At 68.1% G+C, this 17,292-nt stretch carries 18 protein-coding genes; 13 read left to right on the top strand and 5 right to left on the bottom strand.

Annotation, left to right across the window (positions count from 1 at the left end; all coding sequences use genetic code 11):
- From IE249_RS03910 to IE249_RS03900, 3 genes are all read right to left on the bottom strand, one after another.
- A partial coding sequence (locus IE249_RS03910; protein ID WP_229857460.1) for a YDG/SRA domain-containing protein occupies positions 1-610 on the bottom strand: 610 nt, incomplete at its 3' end.
- A 1,588-nt stretch (positions 611-2,198) separates the two neighbouring features.
- Positions 2,199-3,380 (bottom strand): helix-turn-helix domain-containing protein, encoded by a 1,182-nt coding sequence (locus IE249_RS03905; RefSeq protein ID WP_189703363.1) that lies wholly within the window; start codon positions 3,378-3,380, stop codon positions 2,199-2,201.
- Positions 3,349-3,984 (bottom strand): hypothetical protein, encoded by a 636-nt coding sequence (locus IE249_RS03900; protein WP_189703362.1) that lies wholly within the window; start codon positions 3,982-3,984, stop codon positions 3,349-3,351. The genes IE249_RS03905 and IE249_RS03900 overlap by 32 nt, the downstream gene beginning before the upstream one ends.
- A gap of 905 nt (positions 3,985-4,889) precedes the next feature.
- Here IE249_RS03900 and IE249_RS03895 point away from each other — a divergent pair.
- The 4 genes from IE249_RS03895 (at position 4,890) to IE249_RS03880 (ending at position 7,503) form a co-directional block, all read left to right on the top strand.
- Positions 4,890-5,801, top strand: a complete 912-nt coding sequence (locus IE249_RS03895) for a hypothetical protein (RefSeq protein WP_189703361.1) — start codon at positions 4,890-4,892, stop codon at positions 5,799-5,801.
- A gap of 148 nt (positions 5,802-5,949) precedes the next feature.
- Positions 5,950-6,327: a hypothetical protein gene (locus IE249_RS03890; protein WP_189703360.1), complete on the top strand. Its 378-nt coding sequence runs from the start codon at positions 5,950-5,952 to the stop codon at positions 6,325-6,327.
- Positions 6,328-6,554: 227 nt separating this feature from the next.
- Positions 6,555-6,935: a GntR family transcriptional regulator gene (locus IE249_RS03885; protein WP_308434312.1), complete on the top strand. Its 381-nt coding sequence runs from the start codon at positions 6,555-6,557 to the stop codon at positions 6,933-6,935.
- A 1-nt stretch (position 6,936) separates the two neighbouring features.
- Positions 6,937-7,503, top strand: a complete 567-nt coding sequence (locus tag IE249_RS03880) for an HD domain-containing protein (RefSeq protein WP_189703358.1) — start codon at positions 6,937-6,939, stop codon at positions 7,501-7,503.
- Here the strand turns inward: IE249_RS03880 and IE249_RS03875 are convergent.
- Both IE249_RS03875 and IE249_RS03870 read right to left on the bottom strand, forming a co-directional pair.
- Positions 7,491-7,964 carry an NUDIX domain-containing protein gene (locus IE249_RS03875; RefSeq protein ID WP_189703357.1) on the bottom strand — a complete coding sequence of 158 codons (474 nt, stop codon included), beginning with the start codon at positions 7,962-7,964 and terminating at the stop codon, positions 7,491-7,493. The two genes, IE249_RS03880 and IE249_RS03875, sit on opposite strands and share 13 nt — an antisense overlap.
- A 2-nt stretch (positions 7,965-7,966) precedes the next feature.
- Positions 7,967-8,683: an XRE family transcriptional regulator gene (locus IE249_RS03870; RefSeq protein ID WP_229857458.1), complete on the bottom strand. Its 717-nt coding sequence runs from the start codon at positions 8,681-8,683 to the stop codon at positions 7,967-7,969.
- Positions 8,684-9,431: 748 nt separating this feature from the next.
- On the opposite strand from IE249_RS03870, the gene IE249_RS03865 reads away from it, so the two are divergent.
- The 9 genes from IE249_RS03865 to IE249_RS03825 form a co-directional block, all read left to right on the top strand.
- Positions 9,432-9,701 carry a DUF6284 family protein gene (locus tag IE249_RS03865; protein ID WP_189703355.1) on the top strand — a complete coding sequence of 90 codons (270 nt, stop codon included), beginning with the start codon at positions 9,432-9,434 and terminating at the stop codon, positions 9,699-9,701.
- Positions 9,698-9,979, top strand: a complete 282-nt coding sequence (locus tag IE249_RS03860) for a hypothetical protein (RefSeq protein ID WP_189703354.1) — start codon at positions 9,698-9,700, stop codon at positions 9,977-9,979. Before IE249_RS03865 ends, IE249_RS03860 begins: the two co-directional genes overlap by 4 nt.
- The gene (locus IE249_RS03855) at positions 9,976-10,866 is read left to right on the top strand and encodes a DUF2637 domain-containing protein (protein ID WP_189703353.1); all 891 of its coding nucleotides are present in this window, start codon (positions 9,976-9,978) and stop codon (positions 10,864-10,866) included. Before IE249_RS03860 ends, IE249_RS03855 begins: the two co-directional genes overlap by 4 nt.
- Entirely contained in the window at positions 10,866-11,204 is a 339-nt protein-coding gene (locus IE249_RS03850; protein ID WP_189703680.1) for an RRQRL motif-containing zinc-binding protein, read from the top strand. The genes IE249_RS03855 and IE249_RS03850 overlap by 1 nt, the downstream gene beginning before the upstream one ends.
- Positions 11,205-11,281: 77 nt before the next feature.
- Positions 11,282-12,919, top strand: coding sequence for a hypothetical protein (locus IE249_RS03845; RefSeq protein WP_189703352.1), 1,638 nt, complete (start codon positions 11,282-11,284; stop codon positions 12,917-12,919).
- A gap of 3 nt (positions 12,920-12,922) precedes the next feature.
- Positions 12,923-15,046 carry a hypothetical protein gene (locus IE249_RS03840; RefSeq protein ID WP_189703351.1) on the top strand — a complete coding sequence of 708 codons (2,124 nt, stop codon included), beginning with the start codon at positions 12,923-12,925 and terminating at the stop codon, positions 15,044-15,046.
- 208 nt (positions 15,047-15,254) lie between these two features.
- The gene (locus IE249_RS03835) at positions 15,255-15,743 is read left to right on the top strand and encodes a hypothetical protein (RefSeq protein ID WP_189703350.1); all 489 of its coding nucleotides are present in this window, start codon (positions 15,255-15,257) and stop codon (positions 15,741-15,743) included.
- Between the two features lie 142 nt (positions 15,744-15,885).
- Positions 15,886-16,689 (top strand): deazapurine DNA modification protein DpdA family protein, encoded by an 804-nt coding sequence (locus tag IE249_RS03830; RefSeq protein WP_189703349.1) that lies wholly within the window; start codon positions 15,886-15,888, stop codon positions 16,687-16,689.
- Positions 16,686-17,292 (top strand): bifunctional DNA primase/polymerase (locus tag IE249_RS03825; RefSeq protein ID WP_229857456.1); only part of this gene is annotated, 607 nt, incomplete at its 3' end. The genes IE249_RS03830 and IE249_RS03825, both read left to right, overlap by 4 nt.

Here is a 17,292-nt window from a genome sequence, read left to right as displayed (position 1 = left end):
TGTCGTGCCACTCCTTTACCTGCCGCTTCACGGCACTGCTCCGAACGATGCGCTGCACGGTCGAGGTGACGCGCTCCGGGGTTTCGTTCCCCGTGGCAGCGGCAGGTTCCGACTCGGCAGTCGTGTTCGGGAGCTCCGGCTGCTGCGTCGCCTGGGGCGTGGGTGTGTCGTCATAGGCTTCAAGGCGGAACTGCCAGATCAGGCGGCCATCGATGCCGAGCTTGCTGCCGTAGTTGGTGACTCGGTACAGGCCGTCGTACCGGTACCCGGACGCTGGGGCGTAAGGGGTGCCAGCCTGGTAGCCGCGCAGAACGCGGACAGGCAATCCTTCGAGGTAGCTGGTCACGAGCGCTGCGTTGCCGGAGTCGTCCAAGGTCTGGTCGCTCACCTGCTTGCCGGCGCCGTTCTGGCCACCGTGGCCGGTGTAGACGATGACGTCTCCGTAGTCCTCATCGTCCTTGTAGCCGCCGGACACGACGATGGACTCGGCACCGGTCTTCTTCGTTCCGCAGATGCCCGCCTGCAAGGGCCTATGGACACCCGCCTCGTGCGCCTGCCGGCGGGTGCTGAACTCCTGACCCACTTCAACGTTGGGTACATCACCGATCATGGCCACAGCCTGACACGGGGTGGTGCCGGCCTCGGTGACTACCCTGAGCACGGGCGTGCCTTCCCGACCCGCGCTGCAACGCGGGCCTACTCGATGACGTCAATGGCTCTGTCCTCCGCGTCCGTTCCGCTGGTCCACAAGTCTTGAGCATTGCTCGGCGGAGCCGTGACCTGCCGGTTCCCCTACTTGGCGCCATGCTGCCAAGTCGCCCGCCTTGATTCCGCGTGAGTCCCCACTCGTTCTGGCGCGAGAGTGGCACGGTCCGAGTCCTGTGTGCGGCCTCGTCGGTCTGAGCATGAGTGGGCGATCGGGGCCGTAGCTTCCCTCCGACTCGGTCGCACCGCTCGGCTCAAGTCCCCTGTTACCGTCGCCCGATGGCTGATCTTGTTGGATGGTTGCAGCTACTTGGTGCGGGCAGCATTGGTGGTGTCGCAGGCCAAGTGGTAGCCCAATACGTGAGTGCTGGCCCCGAACGTCGTAAAGCACGTGCCGAAGTTCGGCGCGCCATGACGGAACTGGATGAGCTTGTTTGGCGTGCAGACGACCCCGAGGCCTGGCCCCGGCTCCGTAAGGCCCTGCACGCATTCGAATCAGCCTCCATGATCGCGGGGGTACGTCGTGACCTCTCGAATTGGTACGTGACCACGAGGGTGGCCCTCTATAGGCAGAGCCGTCGTAACTATGATCGGCACGGCGGTCCGGATGAGGGGGGCGGGTGGCTGGAACGCCACCACCTGCAAGGCCTGAACGAGGCGGCCGAGATGATCTACCAAGCTCTGTGGCACCCTCAGCGCTCCCGGTGGTTCCGAAAGAGGCGACTTGAGGCAGCCAAGGAACGGACGCGCAAGGCTGTAAGGGATTCGCCAGAGCTTCTGCGTGATCTAGAGCGAGACGATGGGTCCGTCTGACCGTTCCTGTGCCTGGGCGAGTGGGCGGTTGAACGGCTTTGGGCTGGAGCTGCTTTGGGGCGAGTGATCATGGCCTCGTAAGCTTGCGGTGCGTCGGGCAGTCTGTGGACCTGCCCGGTAAGCACGACGCTGGGGCCGTGATCTTAGAGGCTCGCCTCAATGTAGCTGCCTAAAGCCGCGGAACCGGCCGCCCCAGCCGCAGAGGGTGTCTCCCACCGCATGCCCGCAGCTCGCCAGCGCCCCGCCTTGGCGCGGCCGGCCGGCCGGCCGGGGCGACGTTAGAGGCAACTTGACCAGCGAAAGCGACCTATCACCGGGCGCCATCCGCGGCGAGTTGGCCAGAGGTTGGCCGCGCTGCCACCTGGGGCGGAGCGGGCAACCCAAGAGAACGTTGTCCCTCATCGACGGCCGACCACCCGTGGTCGTCCGACTCACGAGATCCGTGAGTCGATCGACGGTGCTGCGGCGGTGTACGCCGCCGCAGCGCCCGTGTCCGGCTCGTTGAGCCCCGTGGGGCGGTGACGGCGCTGTGGCGTGCGAATGAACCTCAGTGAGAGGTCAGAGGCCGTTCACCTGCGCGGTAGGTGTGGAACCCACGGTGGCTTGTGGAGACGAAGGGCTAGTGATCCATCGGCTGGCTCGTGGCCGTAGAAGCGCTAATCGACTCACGCTTCTAAGCACTACTGTGCTGCTCTTCGGATAGTCGTCGGCGATTGCGCGGCGCGGTGACCGAAGCTCAAGACCTTTCCGTCAGGGCGAGGCATCGACGCTTCAGAGGCAGGTCTCCTGCTGACCGGCTGTGGAGCAATGGAGCGCAGAACGGTGGGTTGGATCGCGAGCTCGTCCGAGGCAGGCAAGTACGGCTTGTCTCCGAACTGGCGCTGGAGCAGGGTAAACAGGAGCAAGGGGTCCTCTTGGCCGACTGACACGGGCTCTTCCTTCCGCCAGCCTCGCTGAGTTAGCTGCACATACAGCGAACGCTTGCGACTCTCACCGATGTTGCCTACAGCAGCGCCGCGAAGGATGAGGGCTTGGATGGACACCCCCCAAACCTGCTTGCGGCGGGCGAAGCCCTCCAACGTTAGGCGGTCTGTCATCTCCTCTCGCGCCCGTTCGTAGGGCACGAGAAAGGCGCCCGCGAAACGGTTCGCCTCACCTTCTGGATCCGCTGCGTGGGGCCTGAACGTGTGAAGCACAAGGTGGCCAAGTTCATGGGCAAGGGTGAACCGGTCGCGGTCTCCCTGGGGGCCGGGGAAGTATGCGATCAGCGCTGTTTCCCCGATCCCCGCCCAGTACGACACACCGAAGTGCTTGTTTGTTGGGCTAACGGAGTCACCCGTTGGGTCAGGTAGCACGATGGGAGCAACGGCGATGCCCGCCCGTTCCAGGGCGCGGGTCAGGTGGGGGATCGGCTTGTCAGCAGCCAAGCGCATGGCGACACGGGTCTGCGCTGCAAGTTCCTCAATGTCATCGTCGCCAAGCTCCGACTCGCTGGCGAACGGGAGAGGCGGAGCTGGGTAGTGGGCTCGGCCCGTGATCTCTTCGGTTACGCGGAAGCCTTCGCCATAGAACGCGCTGATGCGACGTGTGACAGTCCTGCTAGCAGTTGCCATCTTCCGGAAGCGCAAGGAGTCCAGTGGCACAGAAGACGGCCTAGCGTAGAAGAAGCTCATCGGGGTGTCGGTGGCTTCGGCGATGACGCGGAGCCGGTCCTCTGCCGGCTCTCGGGCGCCAGTCTCAACTTGCGAGATCCAGCTCTGACTGATCTTGGTCAGGCGATGGAGGTCGGCACCTGTGAGCCCAAGAAGGTCACGGAGGGTCCGCAGCCGCTCACCAGGAGAAGCCTCCAGTGCCGTCGGCATCGTTCGTCTCCTCATTCGGAAGTTCAAGTTCCAGACCTTCATCTTGCGGCTCGAAGTGAAGGTCGCGCAGGTCGGACGCGCTGGTGAGGAGCGGGAAGTCAAGATCGACTAACTGCTCCTTGCCGAACCGCCATGTGCCGATCGTCCGCACCACCCGAAACAACGGGGCACCTTCAGCATCGATACGCCAGAGGATAAGCAGGTCGTTGTCCTCCGGCCCGAGCAGGGTCATCTGGCCAAACTTGGCCAGCGGCCGGTTCTGGTAGAAGGCCCGACGCTGACGGTTGGGCCCAGGAGCTGGGACGTGGTCATCCCGGAAACCGTGCAGCAGGCGGGTGCGGTACTCGTCGTTTGTCAACCACAGCTCTCCATTGCGGCGATGGTTGCCGCTGAGCTTCCAGTCTCCGAGGCTGTCGGCTGCTGACGTGAGCCGGGAGTGGACAAGGGCGCGGGTCATGTGGGTGCGGATCCACCCGTAGGCGGGGCCGTTCATCTCAGGGAGTCGGCTGCGCTGCCGCTGAACAGCCCAAGCGAAGGCGTCGTGCAGGGGTTCGCAGAGTTGCGCCGCGGCATCACGGATGCGGGCGACCTCATCCTTAATCACAGGCGTGAAAATATCACGAGGAAAGTTAAGGGTCCACGGCTGCGGCGGCTGAACGCGGGTGCCAGACAACGGAAGTGACGCCGGATCGGACGCCAGCAAGCCCACTCGCCGGCGGCGTCGTTCGCTGGCGAGTGGGCTTGCTCGTGTGCGGGCCGGGAGTTGGCGAGGGCTCCCACAGTGGACCGCGGTTGTTCGCTGCTGTTGGGGTATGGGCTGACCTACGCGAACGCGCCAGTCCCCGCCGTCACCACTAACAGAAGGCCACGCTCGGGTCATCCCCAGATTGGCACCGCGGCCACCGGATGCCAGTTGGGTCTGTCGCCTCAACCTTGCGAACAGCTCGATAAGGTCACGCCCCCGCCTGCAGTGCGGCAAACACCTCTTCCCATGTGGCCATGCAGCACTCGGTGACGAGCCTTGACACCCCGTCTGACATGACGACCGCGCTCCGTACCTCGTCACTCTTGGTGCCCGTCAGGCCGTGTCGGGCGGTGCCGCGACCGCGGAGCCTTCCGCGTCACGACCCGCTTGCACACCTGCTCAACGGCCACGGTGGACCACAGTGGACAGAGGCGACTGACTGTGGATCGAACACCGATTGAGACCACAAGTGAGACCAGGAGTGCCCCACGAACGACACAGGCCACCCCTACCACTTCGCCAGCCGTCCACTGCGAGCCACTACCGCCAACCCCCGAGGGACTCAGGGGGACGTACCGCGACCACCCCCAGCAACCTGACGACCCGTCACTGTCAGACCCCCCTGGCAGACTCTTAGTGTCTGACTCTGGAGGCACCCTTCCGCAGGTCACAGAGGTTGCAAGCGAATAAAATCGAACTTAAAATCGAACGCACGGCTACACCTTTCCGTAGTCGTTCGGTAACTGGGGGGCTAACATGACGTCATGTTGAAGCGCAGGCTCATATTTCACCGCTGGGGCTCCGTAGCCGGGAAGCCCAACTTCAACCCGCGTGACGTCGCGTCCGCTCTGAGCTCCGCGATCGCCGCAGATGGCAACTTCGCGATCTTTGACGACGGCGACGCAGTGACGGCGGTAGAGGTCGCGTCGATCGGTACTGGCAGCGAGCCGACAAACCTGCGCCTTTTTGCACTGCGGGGAGCAGATAATCGCCCCTTTAAGTGGGATAGCACAGGCAGCGTCAGCCCGATCTCCCTCCGAGCCCACGAGTACCCGGCCGACGTCAGCCACGTTTCGCTCTGGCCCGACGGAGTCTGTGCCCACGACTACGCAAAAGACGTCCCGCGCATCTCTCGATTGTCGCTCTTCCTGCGCCGAAAGATGAATGCTCACGTCAAGTTTGACGCTCTTTACCGAGAGGACATGATTGACAAGCTGAAGGCGATGGAAGGGCAGGTGCGATCCGTCGAAGTGGCGATGACAAGGCGGCACACAGAGACATCGGGTCAGGTCTTCGGCACTCTCATCCCGGAGAGCTTCGGGCGCAAAGCTCCCTCCATTCGGTTCACTCTTGGCATGGGTAGGTACGGTCCGCGCGACCGGTACCTCGACGGCGAAACCGAGGAGCAGGTCTTCGCCCTTGCCGAGCAGGCCGACGACTTCGTCACGAACATGATCATCCGCGGACGAAACAGCGCAACCGGGCGCGTGGAGACCATCAACTTGCTGCAAGAACGCTTGCAGGTTGAACAGGACTTCTCACGCAGCAACACGGTGCCATCCATGCCCAATCCGGACGAAGTCTTCCTGGCTCTGGACCAGGCCTACAAAACGTTTCAGCGCGACGGAAAACTCGCCTCGGCTGTGCAGGGACAGAAGATGCGGGGCAAGGGGTAATAAATCTAACGGAGGGCCTGTGTGGCGATCAATAGGGCAATGGCTTGACCGACATCTATGGACCCTCCCGCTCCTCATCTTCCTCGGGACCGAAGCTGGTTTCATAACGACGCGCTTTGTTAAAGAAGGAGCGCTCCTACTGGCCCGCTTGGATGCCGATCACCGCAAGGAGATCTACTCATCCCTAACCGGCAGTTCAAGCGGGCTTCTCGGTTTCGCTCTCGCAGCAGTCGCAATCATGGCCGCATTCGGCAGGAGATCTGCAGAAACCTCAGAAGAACGCCAACGTGAAAACCGGCTAGCTGATGCGCGAGTGGGAATTAGCAAAATCCTCCTAGCAACCAGCGCGCTACTGATGGTGATTCTCGTGACAGCCACTTTGGCTGTCGGTATCGATGACGGCAAAACGGGAAGCTTCTTTTTCACGAGCATCATCACGTCTGCAGGAGTATCGAGCGTGATAGGGCTTCTCGTTAGCTGTGCCGGATTGACGCTCTCTTTGGCAGAAAGAAGCCAGGAGCCCTGAACTCGCCTACCGTCACCTCTGTAGAGACCCGCATCTTGCCACCCAAATGCGAGGTCCCGTGCCCGCAGCCGCACGAGCGCCCAGTGCCGCGGGCCGACTTGAGTAAGCTTCTTGTTCGGCTCTAGTGAGGGGAAGAGGGAGAGCAAGTGCCGCAGCAAGCCAACCCTCGGGGGACCTTCCTGAGGATCGCCGACACGCTAAGGACAGGGATCGTGACGGACCCGGACATGACGGAGCTTCCGTCCCTGGCTGAGGTCATGCGCGACCACAAGGTTTCACGGGGGGTTGCGCTCCGGGCATTCGCCGTGTTGAGACAGGAAGGTGTCGCTGAGCCGGTACCAGGCGGGCGGTGGCGCGTCCTGCGCGCGGGTACTCGGGTGGACCGGCGCCCGCTCGAGCAGCGAATCGCAGACGTCATCACGGCTGATGGTCTTGAAGCGGGGCAACCTTTTCCCAGCGCTTCCGCGCTGGCAGACCGCTTTCGCGTCTCTCGTCCCACAGTGACCAAGGCTCTGGAGAAATTGGAAGCCGCCGGCGTGCTTACGGGGGGCGGTCAGGGCAGGGTGCGGACAGTCCGTGCCGTGCCGGCGCGAGAGGAGCGTTCGTAGCTTGCCTAGGTTGACCGAGTGGGCCTACCCCCTGGCGGAGTCGCTGCTCGCTGAGCCGTTGCCGCGGCGGTGGAAGCACTGCCTTGGAGTCGCAGAGCGAGCGCGCACGCTCGCGGTTGCTCTCGGCGAGGACTCGGATTTGCTGGAGGCCGCGGCGGTGCTGCACGACATCGGGTATGCGCCTGGCCTGGCCAAGACGGGCTTTCATCCGCTGGACGGCGCGCGCTACCTCCAGGATGTCGCCGACGCAGACCCCCGCGTCGTCAACCTGGTCGCCCACCACTCCTGTGCATGGATGGAGGCGGAAGCACGCGGCCTGCGGTCGGAGCTGGAGGAGGAGTTCCCTCGGGAGAGCGAGCATCTGAACGACGCCCTCTGCTACTGCGACATGAACACCACCCCCGACGGCAGCCCGACGAACCCGATCGACCGCGTCAACGAGATCGCAGGGCGGTACGGACCGGAGAGCCTGATCGGAACGTTTATCCGTCGGGCAGAACCCGAAATCCTGGCGTCGACGGCCCGCGTACTTGAACGGGTTGCCGCTGCCAAGATTCAGCCGATGTAGGGCGTCGTGCGCGTCCGGTCCATCGCGTGCTCGATCCGGAGCCGCATGGTGGGGTGCACGTCAAGCGTCCCGAGCTCTGCGAGGTCGACCCATCGGACCTGAGTGGACTCGTTGCTCGTGCGCAGTTCGCCACCGATCGGCCGCGCACGAAAGCAGATACTGAACTGCTGGCGCACCTCGCCGTCGTCGTACTTCATCACGTGTCCGGGGTCGGTATAGAGCCCGGACACGTCCACGACCTCCACCTTGATCCCGGTCTCTTCCCAGACCTCTCGCACGACCGTGTCGCTGATTGATTCACCGACGTCGTGACCGCCTCCCGGCAGGGCCCACCGCCCGTTGTCCGACCGCTGAATCATCAGCACCTGACCAGCGTCGTTCTGGACGAGCGCGACGACAGACGGCACCACGGAGTTGGCCGGCGGGGCGTCAGGGTCGTGCAGGTAGTCGATGCGTCCCATAGTCAGGCTCCCGTGATGTCGCGGTCCGTCACCTGGCGAGCGCCTCCCCAGGTCTGCTCGATGCTATTCGCGTACGTGTCGAACAGTCCGCCGCCCGGCATACGTCGCAGGTGGAACACGGGGGCCATGTAGGCGCCGATGCCGTAGACGTGGGGGTTGACGAGCATCTCGTCATCGGCTCGGTATATGGAGTTGTACAGCGTGGTGGCGTGGAGCCGGAACCCAATCTCAGGGTGACTCTCGATGAGGGGCCGGTAGTTCACCAACGCGTTCCGGATCTTGCCGTCCATGATCCGGTGTCCCTCGTCGATGCCGCGCTGTCGAACGGCTTCACACTCAGGGTCCCCCAGCAGGATGCGGACCTGCGCGGTCCCTTCCACCTTTCTCTTCAGAAGGTCGTGGAACAGGTGATCCTCCGACAGGAAGAGACCCGAGTAGACGAGGACGTCCACGTTCCTCTCCGCGTGCGCGTAGAGGTCGCGCCAGAGGTTCGGCGGCACGGTGTGCCTATGCGGGTAGACAGCGACGATCTCGGCTTTGGCCATGTCCGCGGCGCTCTCGGCGGCCCGCTCGTCATCCCACAGCGTCGTCACGTCGACCTTCAGCACCGCCGCCGTCGCGTACTGGTGGCGCCGGTACGGCACCTTGCCTTGCGTGATCCAGCGCTCCACCGTCTTCGGGTTGACCTCGATCGCCTCAGCGAGGCTCTGGACGGTCATACCGCGTGCCAGAAGGGCTGACCGTAAACGCTCGTTCGGCATCTGCACCCCCCGTGGGGACGTCTAGGGACTTCCTGACCGTAGCCAGAAGTCCCAGAGCTGTCCATGGGTGCGGTGTCCAACTCCCCTGACCTGCATCGATTCTGAATGTGCGCCAAGACGTCCCGGCGCGAGAACCAAGACAGTCCGCAACGTACTTGACGGATCCTCATGCAGTACCTGTAAAACAGGTACTGCAACGACCGAAGCGAGCCCTCGGTCGGAAGGCGGCTTCATGCCGCATGCGCAGAAGGCGGGGACGCTGCAATCCCGCTGAAGGCCAGGCTGAACAGGGTTTCGACCCGTACTGGCGAGGTGGCCCGGTGACCGCGAGCAACGGCCGGAGGGTGGGGACATGGTCCCCCTTGCAGTGCTTCATCCCTTGTTGACCTCGACTGAGAGGCAGTCCGGTGCATCGACGCAAGCGTTGGGCGCCGCCGCGACGGACCGGCCGGCGGGCGCCAGTAGGTCATCTCGCTTCGTGAGTGGAACACGCGCTCGCGGCCCAATCCGGTCCGCTCTTATCGGCTCGCAGCGGCTAGCGCTGCGGCTGGTTGCCTCCCTCGCCCGTCCGGCCACGCACTTGGTGCGTCGGTCGTACGGGCGAGGCGTGGGGAGCCGGATCCACCGACTTCAACGGCGCGCGCCCCGGAGCGGCAACTCCGGGGCGCTGCTTGGGCCGTTTACCTGTTGAGAGGACACACGACCCATGAGGCACATCGTTGCTGTTCAGGCGGTTGTTACCGCCGGCGAGTACGACCGCGAGCCGACCGCCGCGGAGCTGGACGCCATCGAGCGGGAGCTCCCGCTCATCGTGGCGGAAGTGGAACTGCTCGACGCACACATCACCACCCTTGACCGCATCCCGTCGGAGGTGGACGCGCGCCGGCTGCGCCGGGCCCGTCGCCGGGTGCTGGCCGCGCGGCGTGCGCTGGCCAACCGCGCGGCCGAACAGGACGCCGCGGGCGGTGCGGCATGAGGGAGCCGACCGTACGCCTCGGTTCCCTTCCGGAGCCGGTGGTGGCGCTGCTGCGCGCGGTTCATGACGCGCTGGACCTGCCGTTGCCGGGCCTGACCGACGCGGATGAGCGCGCTTACGCCCGGCTGCTGGACCGGCGGGCGATGGAGGCGCGGGTCGCGCTTGCCTGCGTCCTGCAGGACGACCACGAGCTGGGCGGGGCCGCCGCGACGCTGCGGGACATGGTGCGGCTCGGGCCCGTCACCTACACCCCGTGGACCGACGGGGGTGTGGTGTGAACCGTAAGGGAAGGGTTCTGCTGGTCCTGGCGCTGGTCGCGGTTGTCGCGATGGCGTTTCGGGTGTCGTGGAACGCGCTGCGGGATGTGGCCAAGGCGATCGGCGCGGACGCCACCGCGGCGCTGCTGTATCCGTTCGTGGTGGACGGGTTGATGGCGTTGGCGCTGGTGGCCACTCTCGTGTTGACCGATCGGGGCGACAAGCGGTTCGCGCTGCGGGTGCTGGCCACCTACACCCTCGCCTCGCTCGTTCTGAACTACGTGCACGGGCTGGTCCCCGCCCTGCACGATGCCCCGGCCGGCCGGGTGCGGCTGGCGCAGTGGAACGGGGCGCACTGGGTGCTGGTCCTGCTGGCCTCTTCGCTGCCGGTCGGGTCGATCTACTTCGGCTCGGACCTGGTGGCCAAGGTGCTCCACCAGCGCACCCCCGCCACCACCGAGGCGCCGGTGTGCGGGCCGGACGGGCAGGAATCCGTACCCGCCCCGCACACCCCCGCACACCCCGAACAGCCCACCCCCACAGCCACCCCCGACCCCGTCGCCGCCGCGCTGCTGGCGGAGCCGTCCGCGCTGGTCATGACCCGTGCGGACGCCGAGCGGGCGCCCGCTCCGCACACCCCGCACGCCCCCCGCACACCCGAAGCCGAGATGGCCGATGAGGCGTTGCGGCAGGCGCAGTTCGAGGAGGCGGAGCTGGAGCGGATGCGGCAGGACGCCCGCCGTGCGTACACGGAGTCCGCACAGGCGGGCCGCCCGCTCAGCGCGCGTGCGCTGGGCGAGGCGTTCGGCATGAGCGAGTCGTGGGGGCGCAAGCAGATCCTCGCCGTCCGCGACGAGGAGGAGTCCTCCCGCCCGCTGCTGCGGGCCGTCGACACCGCCGCCGTGTGATGGCCGCCGTCCCGGTCTACCGGTGGCGGCTGGCCCCCGATGGGTTGGCCACCCGCCGCCAGCTGCGCGCCCAAGGCTTGCGGCCCGGGGGTCAGGACGTGGCCGCCCAGCTCGAACGGCCGCGCCGTCGGCGTGGCCCGCTGGTCGCCTACCTGTACTCGATCGAGCAGGCCAAGCCCGTGCGGCCCATGACGCCCGCCAAGTGGGCGGCGCTGGAGCGGGCGAACGCCGCCCGCCGCACCTGCCCCGAGTGCCGCAGGGATGCCGGCTACGTCATCCCCGCCTCGCTCGGCATGTGCGCCACCTGCGCCTATCCCGAGGAACAGCGCGCCGCATAAGCCCCCGTTGGCAGGCCCGGCCGGCAACTTCTCACGGCCCCGGCCGGGCCCTACTCCCCTGAAGGAGTGCACTCAGCATGACGGAACTCAGCACCGAGCCGGTAGCCGTTGAGGCACCGGCCACCCCGCCCCCGCCGCCCGACCCGACCCCCACCACGGCCACGCCGGCCCCGGCCGTGGAGCACACGCCGGGGGGCTGGCCGGTCGTCCCGCTCGCCCTGTCCGGGGCGAACACCACGGTGGGCATGGTCGCCGCCGCGTCCCTGGCCGGCGGCCCGCTCGCCGCGATGGTCGCCGCCACGGGCGCGGTCGTGCTCGGCACCGTCGCCGCCACCCGCTCCCGCAAGCCCAACGAGCGCCGCGACGCCCGCCGCGCCGCGGCCCGCGCCGCCGGCCGCTCAGCCGCCGCTCGCAGCACGGGCCTCGCCCCCAAGGGCACGGGCGCGACCGCAGGCAGCGGCCGGGGCAACGCCGGCCGCGGCACACCCAACCGCAGCAGCGGCCGCTCAACGGCCAGCCGCAACGGCCGCCCAGCGGGCGGCCGATCTGCGGGACGGCTCGGCAGCGTGCCGGGCCAGCACCGCCGCAAGGCCACACCGGCCGCCCGCAACGGCAGCACGCCGCCGGGCAGCAGGAGTGGCAAGAAGCCTGGTCAGAGCCTAGCCAGGGGAGCGGGTGGCGGTGCGGGCAGGGCGGCGGGCCGCCTCGGACAGGTCAGGGCGCTGCGCTCGGCGCAGCAGGCCGCGGCCGGGTCGCGTGGCGGGCAGCGGGCGCAGACCACGGCGGCCCGCCGCGCGGTCGCCGACGCCCGCCGCCAGGCCAAAGCCGCCGCCGGCACCAACCGACCGGGCAAGCACGCTGGCAGCGCCGGGCGGCTGCTGGGCGGCGCCGTCCGCAAGGCCCGCGCCGCCCGGGATGCGGCGATCACCAAGCACCGTGCCAAGCGGGACGCCGCGACGGGTGGCAAGGTCGCCGCCCAGCGCGCCCAGGTCCGCAAGGCACCCGCCCGCAAGGCGGCCCGGCAGGCCCTGCGCCGCTCCGCAGCCCGCTTCCACGGCCGGCGCCTGCTCGCCGCGCTGCTCGCCCTGCCGCTTGGACTGCTCGGGCTGGTCACCAGCCCGATCGGCCGCAAGCTGGGCATCCCCTGGCTCATCCACCCCGGCCGCCGCCTCTTCCGGCGCCTGGCCGGCGTCGCGGCCGAGCAACGCGCCGAACGCGATGCGGCGATCCGCGAGGAGCAGGCCCAGCAGGAAGCAGCCGCCGACGCCGAGGCCGCCAAGGACCCCGCAGACGGCATCGCGGACGGGGTCGAGCGGCCCGCGGCCACCGTTCCGACCAGCACCACACCCGACTCCAGTGAGGGAGAGCACGTGTCCGGTTTCCGGTTCGAAGAGGCCGCCGCCGAGATGGAGCAGGCCGCCAGCCAGTACGACCCCGAGAACGCCATGGAGATCCTCGCCATGGTCGAGGGCCTCCCGGCCGCCCTCACGTCCGTGGCGAACGTGATGAAGATCCTCGCCGAGCGCTCCGACAGCGAGTTCCCGCTGGAGAAGGAAGTCGCGGACGGCTTCAACGACATCTTCGGCGCCCTGATGAGCGCCGTCGCCGTCGCCGAGGACATGGGCCCGCTGTTCCGGCAGGCCCACGAGCAGGACATCGCCCGCCACGAGGACCCCCGCAACGGCCACGAGGCCGAGAAGGGCTGGAACGTCTAAACCATGGCCACCACCACCACCACGAAACAGCAGCCGAGTGGCCCGGTGCTGGACTGGGCTGCCGGTCACGGACCCGTGACCGGCGCCCTGTCCGCCACCACCGGAGCCTTCGCCGTCGCCACCACCGGCGCCACCACCCACATGCCCCCCGGTTGGGCGCTCGCCGTCGGCGCGGCCGGCGCCCTCGGCCACACCGTCGCCGGACGCCGCGCCCGTAACGCCGGCCGCACCCTCGCCACCCGCGCCGCATCCTGGCTGGTCGGCGCCGGATGGACCACCTGGGCCATCACCCACGGCCCCCTCACCTGGGCCGCCCTCGGCTCGCTCGCCACCATCGGCGTCGGCATCGGCGCCGCCGCCCGCTCCACCGCCCTGCATGAGGAGGCGCGGGAGGAGGAGGCGATCGCGGCGGAGCAGCGGCAGATCGCGGCCGAACTGTCCGCCGAGCGTCGGGCGATCGCGGCTGAGTGGATCGACCGCATCCAGCGGGTGTGCTCCATCACGGTGCGCGTGGTGGGTGTGGAGAAGTGGGAGACCGGCACCGGCTACTCGCTCGACGCGGAGCTCCCTCCCGGTGGCGCCACCTGGAACAAGATTGCCGCCGAGTCGGCGCGGTTGTCCGCGGATGCGCGGTTGCCGCACGGCTGCACCGCCACGGCGTCGCCTGGCATCCATCAGGGGCGCGTCATCATCGACGTGACCACCGTCAACGTGCTGGAGCAGGAGCGCACCTACCCGACCGAGTACGGGCCGCTGTCCCTGCACACCGGCATCCCCTGGGGCTACCGCACCAACGCCGAGGAGATCCGGGCCTATCTGCGTGAGCAGTGCGCGCTGGTGGTCGGCCCGACCGGTTCGGGCAAGACCAACATGGTCCACGGCATCCTCGCCGGGTTCTCCCGCGCCGAGGACATCCTGACCTGGGTCATCGACCTGAACGCCGGCAGCGCGGGCCTGCCCTGGGTCCTGCCCGCGCTCAACGGGGAGATCAAGACGGGCGACGGCAAGCCGGTGCGGCCCGGTATCGACTGGCTCGCTGGGACGTTCGAGGAAGCGGTGACCATGCTGGACACCGCGGTGAACGTGGCCAAGCAGCGCAAGATGGGCTATCAGGACCTGCTCGCCCGCCACAACACCGACCTGCTCCCGATCAGCCCGCAGGTTCCGCAGATCATGCTGGTCATCGACGAGGGCGCGGAGATCCTGGCCAGCCCCGACCGGCAGATGCGCAAGCTCGCCGAGAAGATCCTGGAGGTCATCCGGATCGCCCGCGCCATGGGCATCCGCACCGTCCTCACCGCCCTCGGAGCGACCGGCAACGTGCTGGGCAACCTGATGATCCGCCGCGAGGCCAAGGTGCGCGTCGCCCTGACCGGCGGCGAGACCGAGGGCATGGACCTGTCCAAGATGTTCCCCGGCTCCCGCGGGCTCCGCGTCGAGCAGGCCCCCTACAAGGGTTCCGGGTTCATGGGCACCCCGGAGTCCCCGGCCGCGCTATTCAAGACCTGGCGGATCCTGCCCAACCAGATCCGCGACATCATCGCCGCCACGTCCGACCGGCACCCCCGCCTGGACGACCTGTCCGCCAAAGCCGCCGGCCCCGCCTACGCCGGACGCTGGGACACCGACCGCACCGCATGGATGCGCGACCACACCCCCAACGCCGACACCATCGAGGCCGGGCCGACCGAGGCACGATCGGGGCTGAACCTGTCCGCGCTGCGCACCGGCCAGCCGGCCGAGCAGGTCTCGCCAGAAGAGGAGATGCTGCGCCAGTTCCGGGCGCAGATCGACGCCCAGTTCGCCACCGCACCCGACCCGACCACCCCGGCCAGCGATACGGCGCCGCCGGCATCGGGCGGGCTGAACCTGTCGGCGCTGCGCGGGGAGCAGGACAGCCCCGCGCAGCAGGCCGCGCTCGCGCTGCTGCTCGCCGCCGGCCCCGACGGGACCGGAGCCTCAGCGATCGCTCGTGCGCTCGCCGACGAGTACGGCACCAGCCGTCAGACGGTCGTCGGCTGGCTCCGCGACTGGACCCGGCAGGGCATCGCCGTGCGCGTCGGAGAGGGCACCAAAGCCCGTTACGTCCACCGCCAGCACGCCCCAGAGCAGCCCCCCGAGAACTGATCGCTTGTCGCTTGTCGCCCCGCTCTAAGCAAGCCCCCTCGGCGGCTCTCAGAGGCTTGGAAACGGCTTGTGACCTACAAGGCGACAAGCGACAAGACAAGACAAGCGACAAGCCAGACGACAAGCCGCACGACAAGCGACACGACAAGCAAGGCACGGGCAGCCACCACACGGCGGAGGCTGCCCGCCGCGTTGAAGGGACCGCGTTGTGCACCCCCAGACCCCGTACGAGATCACCACCGTCTGCCCCCTGCCCACCGGAGCCGTAGCTCACGAGACCGGTTGGGGGCGGCCGGCGATGCTGCCCGAGGAACTGCCGCCGGGCGTTCAGATGGTCACCCTGCCCGGCGGCATCCGCACCCTCGCCTACACCCAACCGCCCACCGCCCCGACCCCGCCCGCGGCGGCGCCGGCCGTGCAGCCGATCCCGGCCTGGGCCAAGACCACCGCCCTGCTCGCCCCGACCGTTGGGCTCGGCATCGGCGCCGCATCCGTCGGACTCTCCTACGCCGCACCGGGACTGATCGCCATGAGCCACGCCCTGTGGTCCGCCGCCGCCCTGATCGTCGCCGCGGTCATCGCCGTCCCCGTCCTGCTGCGCTCCGGGCGGCGCCCGACGGCACCGACGCAGATCACGCAAAACATCACCGCCACCGGCCTCTTCGGCCGCGCGAACGGAACCATCAACCACCGCTGACATGCCAAGGGCGGCCCCTCTCGCCAAAGACCGGGCCGCCCCTGTGATCCAGCACGCTGGTATCGAACTGGAGGCATCCAGGATGACCCAACCCACCACCCTTCCGCGAGCCTTACCGGCGGGAGCTCCCGCCGCGGGCGGGATGCGGTTCTACCTGACCACCCACAAGCGGCACTGGCTGCGCCTGACCGAAGTGCCGCTGTTCCTGAAGGCCGAGCACTTCGACCGCGCCGCCAAGTGGGACGAAGCCCGCGGCCCCTACGCCATCGACTCCGGCGGCTTCATGGAGCTGAAGAGCAAGGGCACGTGGACCCGCACGCCCCGCCAGTACGTCGATGACCTGCGCCGCATCTGGGAACACGTCGGCCCCTACGACTGGGCCGCACAGCAGGACTGGATGTGCGAGGACGCCATCATCAACGGCGGCACCTTCCAGGGACAGCACTTCGTCGGCACCCACCTCAGCGTCGCCGAACATCAGCGCCGCACCGTCGCCAACTTCCTCGAACTGCGCTCCCTCGCCCCCGACCTGCGCATCGCCCCAGTGATCCAAGGTGACAACGTCCCGGCCTACGAGCGGTGCGTGGAGCTGTATGAGAAGGCCGGGGTCGACCTGCGTCGTGAGCCCGTGGTGGGGCTCGGGTCGGTGTGCCGGTTGCAGTCCACCCGGCAGGGCGCCGCGATCGTCACCGCGATGGCCTCCCACGGCTTCAAACTGCACGGCTTCGGCTTCAAGATCCTCGGCCTGGAACGCGTCGGCCACCTGCTGGCCTCAGCAGACTCCGCCGCCTGGAGCTCCCACGCCCGCCGCCGGCCGCCCCTGCCCGGCCACCCGCACAAGAACTGCGCCAACTGCATCGACTACGCCCTCAACTGGCGCACCCGCGTGATCCGCGCCATCCCCACCCATCGCCAGACGCTGCTCATCGACAGGAGCGCGGCATGAACCAGCACCTGCGTACTGCTCTGCGTCTCGCGGCCAGCGGACTGCCCGTGCTGCCCCTTCGCAAGGGAAAGGTCCCGTTCGGGAACTGCCGTCGCTGCGCGGACAACGCGTGCGGCGGCCGGCCGAACATGAAGACCCCGGGCACGTGCCGGTGCCCCGGCGTGTGCCACGCGTGGGCCGCCGCCACCACCGACCCTCACGTGCTCACCTCGCCGTCGTGGGCTTCGGCGTGGCGGCAGGCGGTGTGCGTCGGCTACCACCCCGGCGGCGCCGGCCTGACTGTCGTGGACCTGGACGACGCGGACGCCATCGCATGGGCCCGTACCGCCCTTCCCGCCACCCGGACGGTGGCGACCACGCGCGGTGAGCACTGGATCTACCGGGGCGCCATGACCTCCCGTAACGGGGTACGGCCTGGGGTGGACATCAAGTCATCTATGGCCTACGCCCGCTACCTCGCTCCCGGCACCGGCACCATGACCGACCTGCCGGAAGCGGTGCGCGAGCTGGCCGTCAAGGCGCTTTCCCCGGCCCGGCCGACGTCGCTCTCCACTACCGCGCCGCTCGGGGGCGGGGAGTGCCCGCACCGCACCCCTGCCTACC

Source organism: Streptomyces anandii JCM 4720 (assembly GCF_014650655.1).
GTDB lineage: Bacteria > Actinomycetota > Actinomycetes > Streptomycetales > Streptomycetaceae > Streptomyces > Streptomyces anandii.
Note: the sequence above shows the minus strand (reverse complement) of the source record. Positions and strands in the feature narration are given on the sequence as shown.